Annotated in this window: 14 protein-coding genes; 7 read left to right on the forward strand and 7 right to left on the reverse strand. The window is 70.8% G+C overall.

Annotation, left to right across the window (positions count from 1 at the left end):
• Nucleotides 1–45 precede the first annotated feature (45 nt).
• From OG257_RS14540 to OG257_RS14550, 3 genes are all read left to right on the forward strand, one after another.
• Nucleotides 46–876, forward strand: a complete 831-nt coding sequence (locus OG257_RS14540) for an arylamine N-acetyltransferase family protein (RefSeq protein WP_329207937.1) — start codon at nucleotides 46–48, stop codon at nucleotides 874–876.
• 207 nt (nucleotides 877–1,083) lie between these two features.
• Nucleotides 1,084–2,295 carry a pyridoxal phosphate-dependent aminotransferase gene (locus tag OG257_RS14545; RefSeq protein ID WP_329207939.1) on the forward strand — a complete coding sequence of 404 codons (1,212 nt, stop codon included), beginning with the start codon at nucleotides 1,084–1,086 and terminating at the stop codon, nucleotides 2,293–2,295.
• 103 nt (nucleotides 2,296–2,398) lie between these two features.
• Entirely contained in the window at nucleotides 2,399–2,827 is a 429-nt protein-coding gene (locus OG257_RS14550) for an SCO4983 family protein (RefSeq protein ID WP_329207941.1), read from the forward strand.
• Between the two features lie 53 nt (nucleotides 2,828–2,880).
• On the opposite strand, the gene OG257_RS14555 is transcribed toward OG257_RS14550, so the two are convergent.
• Entirely contained in the window at nucleotides 2,881–4,584 is a 1,704-nt protein-coding gene (locus OG257_RS14555) for an Ig-like domain repeat protein (protein WP_329207943.1), read from the reverse strand.
• Nucleotides 4,585–4,872: 288 nt separating this feature from the next.
• Nucleotides 4,873–6,699: a phosphoenolpyruvate carboxykinase (GTP) gene (locus OG257_RS14560; RefSeq protein ID WP_329207944.1), complete on the reverse strand. Its 1,827-nt coding sequence runs from the start codon at nucleotides 6,697–6,699 to the stop codon at nucleotides 4,873–4,875.
• Nucleotides 6,700–6,907: 208 nt separating this feature from the next.
• Between OG257_RS14560 and trhA the strand changes: the two genes are divergently transcribed.
• A complete protein-coding gene (trhA, locus tag OG257_RS14565; RefSeq protein WP_329207946.1) occupies nucleotides 6,908–7,591 on the forward strand; it encodes a PAQR family membrane homeostasis protein TrhA in 684 nt (227 codons plus the stop codon).
• Nucleotides 7,592–7,605: 14 nt separating this feature from the next.
• Here the strand turns inward: trhA and OG257_RS14570 are convergent, their stop codons facing one another.
• Nucleotides 7,606–9,627, reverse strand: coding sequence for a thioredoxin domain-containing protein (locus tag OG257_RS14570; RefSeq protein WP_329207948.1), 2,022 nt, complete (start codon nucleotides 9,625–9,627; stop codon nucleotides 7,606–7,608).
• A gap of 132 nt (nucleotides 9,628–9,759) precedes the next feature.
• On the opposite strand from OG257_RS14570, the gene OG257_RS14575 reads away from it, so the two are divergent.
• Nucleotides 9,760–12,978 (forward strand): tetratricopeptide repeat protein, encoded by a 3,219-nt coding sequence (locus OG257_RS14575; RefSeq protein ID WP_329207950.1) that lies wholly within the window; start codon nucleotides 9,760–9,762, stop codon nucleotides 12,976–12,978.
• A 344-nt stretch (nucleotides 12,979–13,322) separates the two neighbouring features.
• Here the strand turns inward: OG257_RS14575 and OG257_RS14580 are convergent, their stop codons facing one another.
• A complete protein-coding gene (locus OG257_RS14580) occupies nucleotides 13,323–13,550 on the reverse strand; it encodes a hypothetical protein (protein ID WP_329207952.1) in 228 nt (75 codons plus the stop codon).
• 1 nt (nucleotide 13,551) lies between these two features.
• The gene (gene mca / locus OG257_RS14585) at nucleotides 13,552–14,433 is read right to left on the reverse strand and encodes a mycothiol conjugate amidase Mca (RefSeq protein ID WP_329207954.1); all 882 of its coding nucleotides are present in this window, start codon (nucleotides 14,431–14,433) and stop codon (nucleotides 13,552–13,554) included.
• Nucleotides 14,434–14,530: 97 nt separating this feature from the next.
• Between mca and OG257_RS14590 the strand changes: the two genes are divergently transcribed.
• Entirely contained in the window at nucleotides 14,531–14,935 is a 405-nt protein-coding gene (locus OG257_RS14590) for a DUF4307 domain-containing protein (RefSeq protein ID WP_329207956.1), read from the forward strand.
• A 194-nt stretch (nucleotides 14,936–15,129) separates the two neighbouring features.
• On the forward strand, nucleotides 15,130–15,627 hold the full coding sequence (greA, locus tag OG257_RS14595) for a transcription elongation factor GreA (protein WP_329207958.1): 498 nt from the start codon (nucleotides 15,130–15,132) through the stop codon (nucleotides 15,625–15,627).
• Between the two features lie 61 nt (nucleotides 15,628–15,688).
• On the opposite strand, the gene OG257_RS14600 is transcribed toward greA, so the two are convergent.
• Both OG257_RS14600 and OG257_RS14605 read right to left on the reverse strand, forming a co-directional pair.
• On the reverse strand, nucleotides 15,689–16,546 hold the full coding sequence (locus tag OG257_RS14600) for an ABC transporter permease (protein ID WP_329207959.1): 858 nt from the start codon (nucleotides 16,544–16,546) through the stop codon (nucleotides 15,689–15,691).
• Nucleotides 16,543–17,547, reverse strand: a complete 1,005-nt coding sequence (locus tag OG257_RS14605) for an ATP-binding cassette domain-containing protein (protein ID WP_329207960.1) — start codon at nucleotides 17,545–17,547, stop codon at nucleotides 16,543–16,545. The genes OG257_RS14600 and OG257_RS14605 overlap by 4 nt, the downstream gene beginning before the upstream one ends.
• Between the last annotated feature and the right edge of the window lie 89 nt (nucleotides 17,548–17,636).

A 17,636-nucleotide genomic window follows, 5' to 3' on the forward strand; every position in this document is an offset into this window, starting at 1 on the left:
CGGAGGCCCGGGAGCACACCCGGGGCGGCTTTGTAGGGTCGGTGCATGACACTCGACCTCGACGCCTACTTCGCCCGCATCGGCTGGTCCGGGGAGCGCCGCCCCACACGGGAGGTGCTGCGGTCCGTGCACCGCGCCCACATGCTGGGCATCCCGTTCGAGAATCTGGAACCCGTCCTCGGCAGTGCGCCCTCCCTGGCGCTTCCCGACGTGGAGTCGAAGCTCGTCCGCAGCGAACGCGGCGGGTACTGCTACGAGCACAACACCCTCCTCACCGCGGCCCTGACCCAGCTCGGATTCCGGGTGACGCCGCTGGCCGCGCGGGTGGTGCTGGGCGCCGCGCCCGGCGACATCAGGCCCCGTACACACATGCTGTTGAAGGTGGAGACGGAGAGCGACCCCGCCGACCCCACGGCCCCCACCGTCTTCCTGGCCGATGTCGGCTTCGGCGCGAGCGGGGCGCTGCTGGAGCCCATCCCGCTGATCGTGGACACCGAACTGCACGACACCCCGCGCCACCACCGGCTCGTACACGCGCCGCACGACGGACCGCTCGAGCTGTGGGAGCTGCAGACGGACAAGGGCGGGGTCTGGGAGCCGCAGTACGAGTTCACCCTGGAGCCGTTCGAGGCTCCGGACTTCGAAGTCATCAACTGGCACGTCGCGACCAATCCGCGCTCGCCCTTCCAGCAGGCGGTGTACGCCCAGCGGACCCTGCCCGGCCTCCACCGGGCGCTGTCCGGCCGCACCCTCGTCGAGACCGCCGACGACGGCACCGTCGTGGAACGGGAGCTCGGCGACGCGGCCGAGGTGCTGCGCGTCCTGGCCGACGACTTCGGCGTACGGCTCCCCGTGGGGACCGTCCTGCCCGGGTGAGTCCGGCGGCGTGGCGCATCTCACCCGCCTCCGTACGTCACGCCCCCATTCCAAGCCCCACCGCCGCCACGACCGGCCCATCCCACGGTGGGCGGCCGTGGGCGGCATGCCGATGGAAGACGGGACGGACCGGCGTACGGCCCCTGAGGGAGCAACCCGGGGCCGTACTCCGAGCACCGGGTGAAACACGGTCGTAAGCTCGCAGACATGCAGGTCATCCAGTCCACGAAGCTCTCAGGCGTCTGTTACGAGATCCGCGGCCCCGTGCTCGAAGAGGCCATGCGGCTCGAAGCAGCAGGTCACCGCATCCTCAAGCTCAACACCGGCAACCCTGCCGCGTTCGGCTTCGAGTGCCCGCCCGAGATCCTCGAGGACATACTGCGCAACCTCGCGGGGGCGCACGGCTACGGCGACGCGAAGGGCCTGCTGTCCGCGCGCCGCGCGGTCATGCAGCACTACCAGACCAAGGGGATCGACCTCGACGTCGAGGACGTCTACCTCGGCAACGGCGTGTCCGAGCTGATCCAGATGTCCATGCAGGCACTGCTGGACGACGGCGACGAGGTGCTCGTCCCCGCTCCCGACTACCCGCTGTGGACGGCCTCGGTATCCCTGGCCGGCGGCACGGCCGTGCACTACCGGTGCGACGAGCAGTCCGACTGGATGCCCGACCTCGCCGACATCGAGCGGAAGATCACCGACCGCACGAAGGCCATGGTGATCATCAACCCGAACAATCCGACGGGTGCGGTCTACGACGACGAGATGCTGCGCGGGCTGACCGAGATCGCCCGGCGCCACAACCTCGTCGTCTGCTCCGACGAGATCTACGACCGGATCCTGTACGACGGCGCGACCCACACCCCGACCGCCGCCATCGCCCCCGATCTGATGGTGCTCACCTTCAACGGGCTCTCCAAGAACTACCGGATCGCCGGGTACCGCTCCGGCTGGATGGCGGTCTGCGGCCCGAAGGCGCACGCCACCTCGTACATCGAGGGGCTCACGATCCTGGCCAACATGCGCCTGTGCGCCAACATGCCGGCCCAGCACGCCGTGGCCACCGCGCTCGGCGGACGGCAGTCGATCAACGATCTGGTGCTCCCGGGCGGGCGGATCCTGGAGCAGCGGGACACGGCGTACGACCTGCTGACGCAGATTCCCGGCGTGACCTGTGTGAAGCCGAAGGGGGCGCTGTACCTCTTCCCGAAACTCGATCCCAAGGTCTTCAAGATCAAGGACGACCGGCAGATGGTGCTCGACCTGCTGCGCGCCGAGAAGATCATGGTGGTGCAGGGGACGGGCTTCAACTGGCCGGAACCCGATCACTTCCGGGTCGTCACCCTGCCGTCGACCAAGGATCTGACCGACGCCATGACCCGGATCGGGAACTTCCTGGACGGATACAGCCAGCCCTGAGACCGGGTGCGGGACCGGGCGGTCCGCCCATTCTCCGGATCGCCCACAACTTTAGACTGAATCCAAGCTAGGATGGCCTTACTGCAACACCAGGAGGCCACCCATGTACGAGCCGATCCGCACCAAATCGGTCCACACACCGGCCGACGACGCCGATTTCCCGCACCGCACCCGTGAGGAGGAGCTGGACATCCAACTCGCCGGCCATCTGGCCGCCCTCCTCGCGGTCACCGACGAGCTGGGGCTCGGCACCGCGGGCGACCGCATCGCCGAGCAGGTGGCCCGGCTCCGCGGGACCCCGCCCACCCGGCACGCCGGCCTGAGCGACGCACCCGCGGCCACTCTCCACCGCCGCGCCCACGCCCTCGCGGGCCGGGCCCTGGTGGTCGCCGCGTCCCGCGCCGACACGGCCGTGGCGATCCTCTCGGCCGAGCGCATGGACGCGCACACGGCCGCGATGCCGACGGCCACCGCGCCGGACCCGGCCGCGCCGGACTCCGCCGCGCCGCCCGAGCTGGTCGGCGCCCTCTGACGGCCCCGGTCCACGGGTCGCGAAGACTCGTGGACCGGGTGCCACCGCACGGGCTAGGCGGCGCGGACGCGCACCGTCACGGACGCCGTCGAGGCGCTGTGCAGGGCGTCGCCCGCATAGCTGACCGTGTACACCACCTCGCCCCGCGCGGAGGGCAGGTCGTTGATCCGGAAGGTGCCGTCGGCCGCGACGGCCGCCGAGGTCAGCGTGCCGGTGCCCCGCTTGTCGGTGCGCTGCACGGACAGGGTGATGCCCGTGGGCAGCGCCCGGCCCTGGCCGGTGAGGGTGCCGGTGATCTCCAGGCTCTGGTTCTTCGCCCCCTCCGCCGGTGCGCTGAGCACGATCGCCGTCGGCGCCCTGTCCACGGCGACGGCAAGGGTGACGTCCTCGGCCGGACGGTGAGTCACATCGCCCATGAACGAGAGCGTGTATGCGGCCTCTCCGACCAGTGAGGGGACGTCGAGGACCGTGAACGAGCCGTCCTCGCCCACCTCCACGGCCGCCAGCTTGCGGTCGCCGTTCGCGTCGTGGCGCACGGCCGAAACCTTCACCGGCTCGGCCGGGGCGGGCCCGTCGAGCTCCAGCCGGCCCCGGATTCCCAGCGGTTCACCGACGACCGCCCGGCCCGGGGTGGTGGACAGGGAGCCCGTGAAGCGGGAGTCGTACTGGGCAGCGGGCGGCTGGATCACGTGCAGCCAGTAGGAGGTGCCCGAGGCGTTGGTGCTCACGGCGAAGAGCCGGGAGCCGTCGTTCGACCACCCCAGACCGCGCGGGGCGATCCGGGCGCCGTCGAGTTCGCCCTCGAAGGCGAACTCGGACGCGGTGGTGCCCTCTTCCGGGTCCGCCTTCTGGATCAGCAGGTCGGGCACGGAGCCTGCGGCGGCGGCGCCTCGCGCGATGTACCTGCCGTCGCCGCTGAAGGCCACGGCCGAGGCCGTCGCCCCTTCCGGGAGCGGCTGGTAGGCGGTCGGGGCATCGGAAAGGCCGGCCGCGTCGAGCAGCCGGGTGCCGTAGGCGGCGTCGGCGACGGCCAGTCGGCTGCCGTCCGGGGTGAGCGCCAGGTCCTTGAGGTCGAGGGCACCCGCCCCCTCACTGTCGGCGAAGCGGCGCTGCGGGCCCCGGACGAGCGTGTCGCCGCTGCTGTCGAACGTGGTCAGGTAGGGGTTGGCCTCTCCGGTGCTCAGCGTCTGCCCCGTGGTGAGCAGGTCCGGGGCACCGGGTGTGGTCGCGAAGTGCAGCCTGCCCGCGCCTTCCCAGCCCGTCGTGTAGACCCCGGTGCTGCCGGTGCCGTACAGCTGGCTCACGCGATCGTCGCACTGCGTGGCGTACGCGATCTCGGTGAACCACACCTTGCCGCCCGAGTAGGCGACCTGCCGCCCGCACTCGCCCCAGTAGTAGGTGGAGGCGTGGGTGGTCTTCGCGTGGGTCTCGGTGTCGTACGCCGCGATCCGGCCCATCTCCGACACGAACAGCTTGGTGCTGTCCGTGGAGAGCGCGAGGCCGCTCACGGCACCGGCCGTGCTCGGCAGCGTGGCGACGCGCTGGCCCTGGAAGTTGTAGACGAGCACCGACGACTTCGTGTTCAGCAGGCGGGTGTCGTCGCTCACGTAGACGCGCTCGTGCACGGAGTCGACGACCATGGAGGAGAACGACGAGATGGGCAGCTTGGCCACATCGTCCTCGGCCGCGTGGGCGGCGGGTGCGGTGAGCACCGTCAGGCCCGCACCCGCGAGTGCGAGCGCGAGCAGTGTCGCCATGCTGCGTCTTCTGTGCCGTGACCTGTTCAACTGCGTCCCCCCACAGAGTTGTCGGCGCCTGCGGTGTCCCCGCGGCGCCCTGTGAGGACCATGCAACTGTTGTGAAGAGAGTGTGCGCAAGGAGTTGGCGTTACACGGGTGTTCCCACCGAAAAGGGACAGCCCCCGGAGCCGTGAGGGGCTCCGGGGGCCAGGGGCGTGTTCGTGCACGTCCCTACCGCGGCGGGCAGTTGACCCCCACAGGTCAGGGCGGATGTCGGGATGCCCGGCCACGGAGATCGAAGGGGCGTCAGCCCAGGCGCTGCACCAGCGCCCGGTACTCGTCCCACAGTTCCGTCGGCGTGTGGTCGCCGAAGGTGTTGAGGTGCTCGGGGATCAGCGCGGCCTCTTCGCGCCAGACCTCCTTGTCGACGTTGAGCAGGAAGTCCAGGTCGGACTCGGAGAGGTCCAGACCGTCGGTGTCCAGGGAGCCCTTGGCCGGCAGGATGCCGATCGGGGTCTCGACGCCCTCGGCCCTGCCCTCCAGGCGCTCGACGATCCACTTCAGGACGCGGCTGTTCTCGCCGAAGCCGGGCCACACGAACTTGCCCGCCTCGTTCTTGCGGAACCAGTTCACGTAGTAGATCTTCGGGAGCTTCGACTGGTCCGCCTTGTCGGCGCCGACCTCGACCCAGTGCTTCATGTAGTCGCCCATGTTGTAGCCGCAGAACGGCAGCATGGCGAACGGGTCGCGGCGCAGTTCGCCGACCTTGCCCTCGGCGGCGGCGGTCTTCTCGGAGGCCACGTTGGCTCCGAGGAAGACACCGTGCTGCCAGTTGAAGGACTCGGTGACCAGCGGGACGGCGGAGGCGCGGCGGCCGCCGAAGAGGATGGCCGAGATCGGCACGCCCTTCGGGTCCTCCCACTCGGGCGCGATGATCGGGCACTGCCCGGCCGGCACCGTGAAGCGGGCGTTGGGGTGCGCGGCGGGCGTACCGGACTCGGGGGTCCAGTCGTTGCCCTTCCAGTCCGTGAGGTGCGCGGGAAGCTCCTCGGTCATGCCCTCCCACCACACGTCGCCGTCGTCGGTGAGCGCGACGTTGGTGAAGACGGAGTTGCCCCACATGGTCTTCATGGCGTTGGCGTTGGTGTGCTCGCCGGTGCCGGGCGCGACGCCGAAGAAGCCGGCCTCGGGGTTGATCGCGTACAGCTGGCCGTCCTCGCCGAAGCGCATCCAGGCGATGTCGTCGCCGATGGTCTCGACGGTCCAGCCGGAGATCGTGGGCTCCAGCATGGCGAGGTTGGTCTTGCCGCAGGCGCTCGGGAAGGCCGCCGCGACGTACTTGCTCTCCCCGCGCGGCGGGGTGAGCTTGAGGATGAGCATGTGCTCGGCGAGCCAGCCCTCGTCACGCGCCATGACGGACGCGATGCGCAGCGCGTAGCACTTCTTGCCCAGCAGGGCGTTGCCGCCGTAGCCGGAACCGTACGACCAGATCTCGCGGTCCTCGGGGAAGTGCGAGATGTACTTGGTGGAGTTGCACGGCCACGGAACGTCCTCCTGGCCCTCCTCCAGCGGCGCGCCCAGCGTGTGGACGGCCTTGACGAAGAAGCCGTCGGTCCCGAGCTCGTCGAGGACGGCGCTGCCCATGCGCGTCATGGTGCGCATCGAGACGGCGACGTACGCGGAGTCGGTGATCTCGACGCCGATGGCGGAGAGCGGTGAGCCGACGGGGCCCATGCAGAACGGGACGACGTACATGGTGCGGCCGCGCATGGAGCCGCGGAAGACACCCTTCTCGCCCGTGAAGATCTCCCGCATCTCGGCGGGGGCCTTCCAGTGGTTCGTCGGGCCCGCGTCCTGCTCCTTCTCGGAGCAGATGAAGGTGCGGTCCTCGACGCGGGCGACATCGCTCGGGTCGGACGCGGCGTAGTACGAGTTCGGACGCTTGACCGGGTCAAGTTTCGTGAAGGTGCCCTTGGCGACGAGCTCCTCGCACAGGCGCTCGTACTCGCTCTCGGAGCCGTCGCACCAGACCACACGGTCCGGCTCGGTGAGGGCTGCGATCTCGTCTACCCAGGAGACGAGCTCCTGGTGCTGGGTGGGAACAGTGAGGGGAGCCGCGATGTCGCGCGCCACGATCGCTCCTTGTCGAGGGTGTCTGTTGTAGGTGCCCCGTGGGGGCTGCGACCCGGATGCTGACCCCTTCATTTTCCCCTGGCGCTCATCCGGTGCCGACCGCACTCATTTGATCATCCGACCATCGCGCCCATATGTCCAGAGGGCCGCCCACGTGAGCATCGCCACTCGAATTCGTTACCTACGGTTGCGTAGGTAGCATGCGGTCATGACTTCTGCCGCCGCGTCCGGACCCGTCGTCCTCGATGACCCCGTCCCCGAGAAGCCACGGATGCGCGGCTGGCTGCACGCCGGAATGTTCCCCGCGGTGGTCATCGCGGGCATCACCCTGATCGCCCTGGCCGACAGCACGCGCGCCCGGGTCGCCTGCGCGATCTACATCGCGAGTGCCTGCCTGCTGTTCGGCGTGAGCGCGGTCTACCACCGCGGCACCTGGGGCCCGGTCGGCGAAGCCGTGCTGCGCAGGCTCGACCACGCCAACATCTTCCTGATCATCGCGGGCACCTACACCCCGCTGACCCTGCTCCTGCTGCCCGAGTCCACCGGGCGGCCGCTCCTGTGGGCGGTGTGGGGGGCCGCGGCGGCCGGTATCGCCTTCCGGGTGTTCTGGGTCGGCGCGCCGCGCTGGCTCTACACCCCCTGCTACATCGCCATGGGCTGGGCCGCGGTGTTCTTCCTGCCCGACTTCATGCGCACGGGCGGCATCGCGGTCCTCGTCCTCGTCGTCGTCGGCGGGCTGCTCTACAGCGCGGGCGGCGTCATCTACGGCATCAAGCGGCCGAACCCCTCGCCGCGCTGGTTCGGCTTCCACGAGGTGTTCCACTCACTGACGCTGGCCGCTTTCATCGTCCACTACGTCGGCATCTCGCTCGTCGCCTACCAGCACGGCTGAGCGTCCCGCCGGGCTCAGCCGCCCAGCTTCCCGGCCAGCTCGGCCGCGTCCGTCGTCGGCGCGTCGCAGACGAAGTGCCGGCACACGTACGCGGTCGGCACCCCGCCCACCAGCGGCCGGTCCACCAGCAGGGGGAACTCCGTACCGGCGTCGGCGGCCTCGCCCGCCGCGACCACCGCACCGGGCGCCCGGCCCAGCAGCGCGGTCCGGTGCAGCTCACCGCCGACCGGCCCGGCGACCGCCACCTCGCGCGGCCCGTCCAGCCACGCCTCGGCGACGGCGAGCCCCCAGCCGATGAACCGGGGGGCCTTGGGCCCGAGCGCGTTCACCACCCCGAGCGCGCCCTCGGCCGCCGTGCGGTGCGCCTCCGAACCGGTGTGCGCCGCGTACGAGAGCAGCGCTCCCGCGGCCGCCGTCCAGCCGGCCGGGGTCGCACTGTCGGTGGGGTCCTGCGGGCGGCGGATCAGCTGCTCCGCGTCGTCCGCCGTGTCGTACAGCTGCCCTCCCTCGCCCTTGAACCGCTCCAGGACGATGTCCAGCAGGAAACCGGCGAACTCCAGCCAGACGCCCTCACCCGTGACGGAGGCGAGCGCCAGGAAGCCCTCCGCGACATCGCCGTAGTCCTCCAGGACCCCGGCGTTGTCGCCCGCGCGGCCGTCCTTGGACGTACGGCAGAGCCGGGCCACGGGGCCCATGTGGACCCGTACGAGCAGGTCGGCGGCCTCCGTGGCCCGGTCGATCAGATCCGGCCGGCCGAAGTACGCGCCGGTCTCGGCGAGCGCCGCGATCGCCAGGCCGTTCCAGGCGGCGACGATCTTGTCGTCCCGTTCCGGCCGCACCCGCAGCTCACGCGCCGCCAGCAGCCTGGCCCGCACATCGGCGACCCGGGCGCCGTCCTCGGGCTCCGCGGTCGCGGGCAGCTGCAGGACGGAGGCTCCCTCCTCGAAGGTGCCCTGCTCGGTCACCCCGAAGTGCGCGGCGGCGAAAGCCGCGTCCTGTTCGCCCAGCACCTCGCGCAGCTGCGCGGGCGTCCAGACGTAGAACGCGCCCTCGACGTGCCGTCCGTGCGCGTCCTCGCTGTCGGCGTCCAGTGCCGAGGCGAAACCGCCCTGTGCCGTCCGCAGCTCGCGCACCATGAAGTCGGCGGTCTCCAGGGCCACCCGACGGGCCAGCTCCGATCCTGTGGCACGCCACAGGTGGGCGTACACACGGCACAGCAGCGCGTTGTCGTACAGCATCTTCTCGAAGTGCGGTACGACCCACTCCCGGTCCACCGAGTAGCGGGCGAAGCCGCCGCCGAGCTGGTCGTAGATCCCGCCGCGCGCCATGGCCACACAGGTGTCCTCGGCCATCTGCAGGGCGCCCTCGGCCCCCGTACGGGCGTGGTGGCGCAGCAGGAACTCGACGGCCATCGACGGCGGGAACTTGGGCGCCCCGCCGAAGCCCGCGCGCTTCTCGTCGTAGTCCCGGGTCAGCCCGAGCAGCGCCTGGGCCAGCTCCGGCTCACCGGGCACACCCTCCCCGCCGTGCGACAGGGAGCGGCCGGCGAGGTCCCGGACGATGCGCCCGGCGACCTCCGCGACCTCCTCGCGGCGGTCGGTCCACGCGGCCACGACACCTTCGAGCACCTGCTGGAAGGACGGGCTGCCGTGACGGGGCTCGGGCGGGAAGTACGTGCCGAAGTAGAAAGGTTCGGCGTCGGCGGTCAGGAACACCGTCATCGGCCAGCCGCCCTGGCCGGTCGCGGCCTGCACGGCCTCCATGTACACGGCGTCGACGTCGGGACGCTCCTCGCGGTCGACCTTCACCGGCACGAAGTGCGCGTTCAGGTAGTCCGCCACCGCCGCGTCCTCGAAGGACTCGTGCGCCATCACGTGGCACCAGTGGCAGCTGGCGTAACCGACGCTCAGCAGCACCGGAACACCTCGCCTGCGGGCCTCCTCGAAAGCCGCGGGCGACCACGGCCACCAGTCGACGGGATTGTCGGCGTGCTGGAGGAGGTACGGGGAGGTTGTCTGCGCAAGTCGGTTGGCCATGACCCAATCCTTGCGTACCCGGTCCCCCTACCGGTTGATCGCCTCGCTCTCTCGCGCTGACGCGCCGTACGCAGGACACTGGGTGACCATGACAGCTGGTTGATGCGCAGTCGCTGGAACCTAGGGGGACGCATGCGGGACAGCCATCGGGCGGAAGCAGAACGCCTGTTGGTACGCGCCGTGGAGGACGAAGCGCGGCGGACCGGCGGACGGACCGACTCGGGCGCGCTCCTGGCGCGTGCGCGGGGCGCGCTCGACACGATGGCCGCCGGCGCGGCTGAGGAGTACGCCGCCTACACGCTCGCGCTCGACGCCGCGGAGGCCGGGCAGAGGCCGTTGTCGGAGCGGTTCAGCAGAGCCTCGCTGGGAACACCCCTGGTGGTGACGGGGGTTGCCTCCGTCGCCGCCTTCGGCGCGGACCTCGCGCTCGGCACCGCGGCCGGTCTCGCCCTCGGGGCGGGCGCCGTGGTCGCCGTCGCGGGGGCGACCGCGACCGTCGCCCGGGCCACCGCGTCGCACTGGCCCGCCGCGCATCGCAGAGCGGGCGCGCTGAACCAGCCCGGCGGCCCCGAACAGCTGCGGCTGCAGTGGCTGACGGCACTGGAGGTACGGGGCATCCGCCCGTTCCTGGACCAGCAGCGCATGCTGACCGCCTCCTCCCGCACTCCGAAGAAGGCGGCCTCCTCCGTGGTGCCGCAACTGCGCGGCGGGGACCGCAGCGCGGCCGCCCGCACCCGGTCGCTGCTCGAACAGTCCTTCGGTCATCTGCCCGCAGCCGACGGCCCGTTCACGGGCCGCCGCGGCGAACTGGCGCAGATCGCCCAGTGGGTGCACGCCGCCCGCGCCTCCACGGAGACCAAGCCGACCGTCGTCGTCCTGCACGGCACCCCCGGTTCCGGGCGCACGGCCCTCGCCGTGCGAGCCGCTCACGCGCTCAGGGACCAGTTCCGGGGGGCGTGCGTGGTCGATCTCCGCGGCAATGTGTCCGGGGAGGCCCCGCTGGCGACCCGGGACGCCCTGCTGCACCTGCTCAACCGGCTGGGCGCACCGCGCGAACAGCTCCTCTTCCGGGAGAGGTCCTCCGCCGAGCAGCACGTACGGCGTCTGAGCGAGCTCTACCACCAGCACCTCACCGGCACTCCCGTCACCATCGTCCTCGATGACGCCACCGACGCCGCCCAGGTCCGCACGCTGCTGCCGGAGCGCTCCGACAGCCTCGTGCTCGTCACCGCGCGCGAACCGCTCGAACTGCCCGACGGAATCCCGGCGTGGGTGCACCAGCTGCCGGTCGGCGGACTGGACGCGGCGGGCGCCGAGGAGCTGCTGCGGGAGTCGGCCGAGGACGAGGAGGACGGGCCGTACGACTACCCGTCCACGGACGCCGTCGTCGAACTGTGCGGCGGGCTGCCGCTCGCCCTGCGCGTCGCGGGCTCCTCGCTCGGCGCACGGACCCGCAGCGCGCTCGCGGCCGACCTCGGCGCGTACGGTCCGGTCGCGCCTGTCGACCGGGCCCTGTGGCTGCGCTACACCGACCAGCCCGAGCAGGCCAGGCGGCTGCTGCGGCGGCTCGCCCTGGCGGGGCGCGCCAGCCTCGGCGCGGCGGCTGCCGCGTCCCTGCTGTCCGCCGAGGAGCAGGAGGCCGCACGGCTGCTGGAGACCCTGTCCCGGGCCGGGCTCCTCACCCATGTGCGCGGCTCGCGCTACCGGCTGCACGACCTCGTACGGGACTTCGCCCTGGCCCGGCTGCTCGACGAGGAGGAGGCGGCGGACCGTACCGCCGCGCAGGAACGCCTCATCCAGAACTACGCGGAGCTGGCCGACGCGGTGATCCGCATGGTGGACGGCAAGATGTCCACCCGCGCCGGGCAGTTCGGCTCGCACGGCTTCAGCTCGCTGGACGCCGCGCTTCGCTGGCTGGACGACGAGTCGAGCTTCATCACCTCGGCACTGCGGCACGCCGAAGGAGTCGACCAGGGGGCCGTGCTCCATCTGCTGGGCGCCCTGTGCGACTACTGCCTGCTGCGCGGCGACCTCTACCGGCTCGGCGAGATCAGCGAGCTGACGCAGGCGGTCGACCAGGGGCTGCTGGAGCGGTCGGTCCAGTGGCGTACGGGCATCGCGGCCCGACAGCTCGGCGAGCTCGACAAGGCCCGCACCACGCTCTCCTCCGTCGTCGGCCTCTACCGGGAGGCGCAGAACGACGCTGGTGCGGCGCTGGCGCTCTGCTCGCTCGGCATCACCCTGCACCACCAGGGCAACCTGGCCGAGGCCTCTGTGCGGCTGCGGGAGGCGCTCGCGCTGCAGGCGTCCCCGGAGCAGGCCGAGGACCGGGCCTGGTCCCTGCACGCCCTGGCGGCCGTCGAGCGCGACCGGGCCAACCTGGCCGAGGCCCTGACGCTCCTGGACACCGCGCTCGCCCTGCACCGGGAGGGCGAGTCGCTGCACGGTGAGGCCTGGTCGCACTTCCAGCTCGGCCAGGTCTGCCTGCGAATGGGCGAGGTGGCGCGGGCCGAGGAGGAGCTGACGACCGCGCTGGACCTGTACGGCCGCACCCGGGACGAGCGCGGGGAGGCCTGGGCCCTGACCCAGCTGGCCCGCGCCCGGCTGCTGGACGGCGACCCCGCCCCCGCGGTGGAGCAGCTGCGCGGCGCCCTGGCCCGGCACCGGGACAACGAGGACGCGCGGGGCGAGGCGTGGACGCGGTACTACCTGGGGCAGGCCCTGGAGGAGGACGGAGACACCGATCAGGCGGTACGGGAGCTGGAGCGGTCCCGCACGATGTTCTCCCGGATGCGGGACGTCTACGGGCTGGCGTGCGCCCGGCACCACTCGGGGCGCGTCACCCGCGACCAGCGGGCCGCGCAGACGGGCAACCTGCGCAACTCCGGTTTCGCCCGGCAGCTCCTCGTGGACGCGCGGGCCGACTTCCGGCGCATCGGGGTGGCCCACGGTGAGGCCTGGACCTGCCTGGAGCTGGCTCTGATCGACGGCGGCAACAACCGTACGGCGCAGGCACTGGAGCTGTGCGACGAGGCGATCGGCCTGTTCGCCTCGTACGGGGACGTCAGGGGCGGCGACTGGGCCGCGTTCCTGCGGTGCACGCTGCTGCCGTACGCGTCACCGGGGGGCAGCGAGGTCGGTACGGCCGTGGCCCAGCAGGAGCTCGCGGACCTGCTCGGGGCCGCCCATCCGATGCGGGACGGCAAGCTGGAGGACTGCGCGGAGGCATTCGCGGTCGTCCTGAACCGCGGCGTGGACCTGGACGACGGCTGGCAGGCGTGGCGCCTCGGCCTGACCCCGTCACGGCATGCGCGGGAGGTCATGGGGGTGCCGGTGGGGGTGCGGCCGTAAGCGGCTCGGGCTTCTGCCCTCGATCGCCGGGCGGGCTCGATTGTGGCCCGGTCCGCGGGGTGCACTCCGTGCGTGGGGGTGGCCCGGTGCCCCTCCGGAGTGTCTCCTCGGGCAACGAACGTGCGCGCTCCACGCGGGTGCACCTGCTCGTTGTTCGTCGCCCTGCGGGGACCCTCCTGCACGGCCCCGGACCGGCCGTCGCGTGCCTGCGACCACCGGGTGGCAGGCGCCGGGGAGACACTCCGGAGGGGCACCGCGCAGGGCGCACCCCGCGGACCGGGCCCGCGATCAAGCCCGTCCGGCGATTGAGGACAAAGGCCCGCGCCCCGGTCCGGGGCGCGCGCCTACTTCTTGCCGGGGGCCGCCGCCGGCGTCGTCTTCTCGGCCGCGGGGTCCGGCGCCTCCTCGAAGTCGATCTTGCCCATGTGGCGGTTCATCGACTTCATCAGCAGCCACACGCCCACGGCGAGCGCCGCGAAGACGAGGAAGCCGAGGACGCCGGGCGTCACCTTGTTGTCGTCGACCTCCTTGGCCAGAGGGACGAGCTGGTTCAGTGCCTGGGTCGCGTACATATCAGGCATTGTCGCGGATGCCCGCGAAGAGGTCGCTCTCGGGGAGGGACGTATCGACGAGAGACTTGGCCAGCTCGTACTCCTCCGTCGGCCAGACCTCCCGCTGGATGTCCATCGGGACCCGGAACCAGCCGCCGTCCGGGTCGATCTGCGTCGCGTGCGCGATCAGCGCCTTGTCGCGGATCTCGAAGAACTCGTCGCACGGAACATGCGTGGTCAGCGTGCGCTCCTCGCGCTGGAACTCCTTCCAGCGCTCCAGCCAGTCGCCGTACGGGGACTCCAGCCCGCGAGCGAGCAGCGCCTCGTGGAGGGCGACCGTGCGCGGCCGGTTGAAGCCCTGGTTGTAGTAGAGCTTCAGCGGCTTCCAGACGGGCCCGAACTCCGCCTCGGGGAACCTCTCGGCGTCCGCCGCGCCCTCGAAGGCGATCATCGAGATGGTGTGGGTCTTGATGTGGTCGGGGTGCGGGTACCCGCCGTTCTCGTCGTACGTGGTGATGACCTGCGGCCGGAACGCACGGATCTTCGCGACCAGGCGGCCCGCGGCCTTCTCGTCGTCCTCCAGTGCGAAGCAGCCCTCGGGCAGCGGCGGCAGCGGGTCGCCCTCGGGCAGACCCGAGTCGACGAAGCCGAGCCACTGCTGGTCGATGCCCAGGATCTCGCGGGCCTCGTCCATCTCCTTCTGGCGCACCTCGTGAATGTTCGCCTCGATGTACGCGTCCCCCTGGAGCTTCGGGTTGAGAATGGATCCCCGCTCGCCCCCTGTGCAGGTGACGACCAGGACGTCCACCCCCTCGGACACGTACTTGGCCATGGTGGCCGCGCCCTTGCTCGACTCGTCGTCGGGGTGGGCGTGAACGGCCATCAGTCTCAGCTGCTCGGTCAAGACTCGGTCCTCAGTGATTGGTCGCGATGGTCGGCTTCTATAGTGACTGACCCGGGGGGTGGAAAATTCCTCGATCCCCTGTACGGGAGGAACGATCATGGCGGCGGTGCGCGAGGCCTTGCCCGAAGGGCGCTACGGCCGGTCCGAGGATCAGCGTGCGGACCGCAAGCTCAAGATCGTCGGCACTGTGCTCGGTGTGGCCTTCCTCGGCATGATCGGCTGGTTCGGCTACGACTACGTCGCGGGCCAGGACATCAGCGCGGAGCTCATCAAGTCCGACATCGTCTCGGACGACCGGGCCCAGGCGCACCTGGAGGTGCGCAAGGACCGGGACACCGACGGGTACTGCACGGTCCGCGCGCTGAGCCAGGACGGCGGCGAGGTGGCCCGCAAGGACTTCCGTTTCGACGAGCGCTCCGAGCGGATCGACGAGGTCGTCTCGCTGCGGACGACGTCCAGGGCGACCGCGGTGGAACTGCTGGCGTGTACCGCCGGCGGCTGATCGCAGTGCCGGGCGCGCGCCGCGCCTGATACGCACGCCCCGGCGCTCACCTGCACGGATGCGCATGTGAGCGTTTACCTTCTCCCCCTTTTCGCGGGGAATTGTTAGGCTCGTGGTTTCGCCCACCCGTGGCAGCACATGCTTGGGGTAGGGCGATGCTTTGTATTCCCAGTACCGACGAGGAGCACCCTGTGATGACCCAGACCAGCGATAACGTCACCTGGCTCACGCAGGAGGCGTACAACCAGCTGAAGGCTGAGCTGGCGCGCCTCACTGGTCCCGCGCGCGCGGAGATCGCCGTCAAGATCGCGGCAGCACGTGAGGAGGGTGACCTCAAGGAGAACGGCGGGTACCACGCCGCCAAGGAGGAGCAGGGCAAGATGGAGCTCCGGGTGCGCCAGCTCACCCAGCTCCTGGAGCACGCGAAGGTCGGCGAGGCGCCTGCCGACGACGGAGTGGTCGAGCCCGGCATGGTCGTGACGATCGCCTTCGACGGCGACCCCGACGACACCGTCACCTTCCTGCTCGCCTCGCGCGAGTACGCGAGCGCGGACATCGAGACGTACTCCCCCCAGTCGCCGCTCGGCACCGGGGTGAACGGCAAGAGGATCGGCGACGACGCGGACTACGAGCTGCCGAACGGCAAGACGGCCTCGGTGAAGATCATCGCGGCCAAGCCGTACACGGGCTGATCCGCAGCAGTCATGAGAGAGCCCCGGCCGCATGCGCGGCCGGGGCTCCTCGCTGTCGTGCTCAGGCGGTGGCCGAGCGGTACTTGCGGACCGCCAGGGTGCGGAAGACCACGACGATCAGGACCGACCAGAGCACCGAGGCGAGGATCGGGTTCTGCATCGGCCAGGCCTCCGGGGTGACGAAGCCCGGCGGCAGGTTGCCGAACAGCTCGCGGCAGGCCTGCACCGTGGCGCTGAAGGGGTTCCATTCCGCGATGTGGCGCAGGACGGTCGGCATCTGGTTGGCGTCCACGAAGGCGTTCGAGATGAACGTCAGCGGGAAGAGCCAGATCAGTCCGCCCGACGTGGCGGCCTCCGGTGTCCGTACGACGAGGCCGATCAGCGCGCCGATCCAGGAGAACGCGTACCCGAGCAGGAGCAGCAGCAGGAAGCCGAGCAGCACCTTGCCGAGGTTCTCGTGGGTCCGCCAGCCGATGAGCAGGGCGACACCGGCGAGCACGACGAGGGTGAGCGCGGTCTGCACGAGGTCGGCGAGGGTACGTCCGGTGAGGACTGCTCCCCGGGCCATCGGCAGCGACCTGAAGCGGTCGATCAGCCCCTTGTGCATGTCGTCCGCGATACCCGCGCCGGCCCCGGCCGTGGCGAAGGTGACGGTCTGGGCGAAGATCCCCGCCATCAGGAACTCTTTGTAGTCCGTCGACGAGATGGTGCTGCCGACCTTGATGGAGCCGCCGAACACGTAGGTGAACAGCACCACGAACATGATCGGCTGGATCAGCCCGAAGATGACCATCTCCGGGATGCGGGCCATGCGGATGAGGTTGCGTCTGGCGACGACGAGGGAGTCGGCGACCGACTGGCTGATGCCGCCGCGCTGACTGACCGGCGCGAGTTCGGGGGTTTCCGTGGTGGCAGTCACTGCCCGGCCTCCTTGCCGCTCTTCGCGGCGGGTGTCGGTCCGCTCTCCTCGTTCTTCTCCAGCTCGGCGGCGTGGCCGGTGAGCGAGATGAAGACGTCGTCGAGAGTGGGGCGGCGCAGGCCGATGTCGTCGATCTCCACACCGTTGGCGTCGAGGTCGCGGATGACTTCGGCGAGCAGTTTGGCTCCGCCGCTGACCGGGACGGTCAGCTTGCGGGTGTGTTCGGCGAAGGCGATCTCGCCCTTGCCGTACGTGGCGAGCACCGAGCGGGCGGCCTCGATCCGGTCCCGCTCGTGCACGATGACCTCGACGCGCTCCCCGCCGGTGCGGGCCTTCAGCTGGTCGGAGGTTCCGCGGGCGATGACCTTGCCGTGGTCGATGACGCAGATGTCGTGGGCGAGGTGATCGGCCTCCTCCAGGTACTGCGTGGTCAGCAGCAGCGTCGTACCGCCTGCGACGAGCTCCTGGATGACCTCCCAGAGCTGCTGCCGGTTGCGCGGGTCGAGGCCGGTGGTGGGCTCGTCCATGAACATCACGGGCGGGGAGACGACGAGCGCGGCCGCCAGGTCGAGACGGCGGCGCATGCCTCCGGAGTACGTCTTCGCGGTGCGGTCGGCCGCGTCGGCGAGGTTGAACTTCTCCAGGAGCTGCCCCGCCCGCTTCTTCGCGTCACGTGAGCTCAGCTGGTAGAGCTGCCCGACCATCTGCAGGTTCTCGCGGCCGGTGAGGTACTCGTCGACCGCGGCGAACTGGCCGGACAGCCCGATCGAGTGGCGTACCTCGTTGGGATTCTTCAGCACGTCGATGCCCGCCACGACAGCCTTGCCGCTGTCGGGCTGGAGCAGAGTGGTCAGAACGCGTACGGCGGTGGTCTTGCCGGCGCCGTTGGGACCCAGAAGTCCCAGGACGGTGCCCTCCGGTACGTCGAGGTCGACGCCGTCCAGTGCTCGTACTTCGCCAAAGGTCTTCACCAGGCCTTCGGCGTAAATGGCGCCTGGCATGTGGGACTCCCCCAGTTGCTTCGGTGACTTCCTGAGAACGGATCCTAGATTTGCCGGTGGTCCGGTGTCAGCCACGGACTGTTCGGCGG

This window comes from Streptomyces sp. NBC_00683, assembly GCF_036226745.1.
In the GTDB taxonomy this organism is placed as follows: domain Bacteria; phylum Actinomycetota; class Actinomycetes; order Streptomycetales; family Streptomycetaceae; genus Streptomyces.

What these genes read in the sequence shown, in the direction of transcription:
- OG257_RS14605 (WP_329207960.1), bottom strand. Translation starts at nt 17,547, where the DNA reads ATGCCAGGCGCCATTTACGCCGAAGGCCTGGTGAAGACCTTTGGCGAA.
- OG257_RS14540 (WP_329207937.1), top strand. Translation starts at nt 46, where the DNA reads ATGACACTCGACCTCGACGCCTACTTCGCCCGCATCGGCTGGTCCGGG.
- OG257_RS14590 (WP_329207956.1), top strand. Translation starts at nt 14,531, where the DNA reads ATGGCGGCGGTGCGCGAGGCCTTGCCCGAAGGGCGCTACGGCCGGTCC.
- OG257_RS14545 (WP_329207939.1), top strand. Translation starts at nt 1,084, where the DNA reads ATGCAGGTCATCCAGTCCACGAAGCTCTCAGGCGTCTGTTACGAGATC.
- greA (WP_329207958.1), top strand. Translation starts at nt 15,130, where the DNA reads ATGACCCAGACCAGCGATAACGTCACCTGGCTCACGCAGGAGGCGTAC.
- OG257_RS14570 (WP_329207948.1), bottom strand. Translation starts at nt 9,627, where the DNA reads ATGGCCAACCGACTTGCGCAGACAACCTCCCCGTACCTCCTCCAGCAC.
- OG257_RS14550 (WP_329207941.1), top strand. Translation starts at nt 2,399, where the DNA reads ATGTACGAGCCGATCCGCACCAAATCGGTCCACACACCGGCCGACGAC.
- OG257_RS14580 (WP_329207952.1), bottom strand. Translation starts at nt 13,550, where the DNA reads ATGTACGCGACCCAGGCACTGAACCAGCTCGTCCCTCTGGCCAAGGAG.
- OG257_RS14575 (WP_329207950.1), top strand. Translation starts at nt 9,760, where the DNA reads ATGCGGGACAGCCATCGGGCGGAAGCAGAACGCCTGTTGGTACGCGCC.
- trhA (WP_329207946.1), top strand. Translation starts at nt 6,908, where the DNA reads ATGACTTCTGCCGCCGCGTCCGGACCCGTCGTCCTCGATGACCCCGTC.
- OG257_RS14555 (WP_329207943.1), bottom strand. Translation starts at nt 4,584, where the DNA reads ATGGCGACACTGCTCGCGCTCGCACTCGCGGGTGCGGGCCTGACGGTG.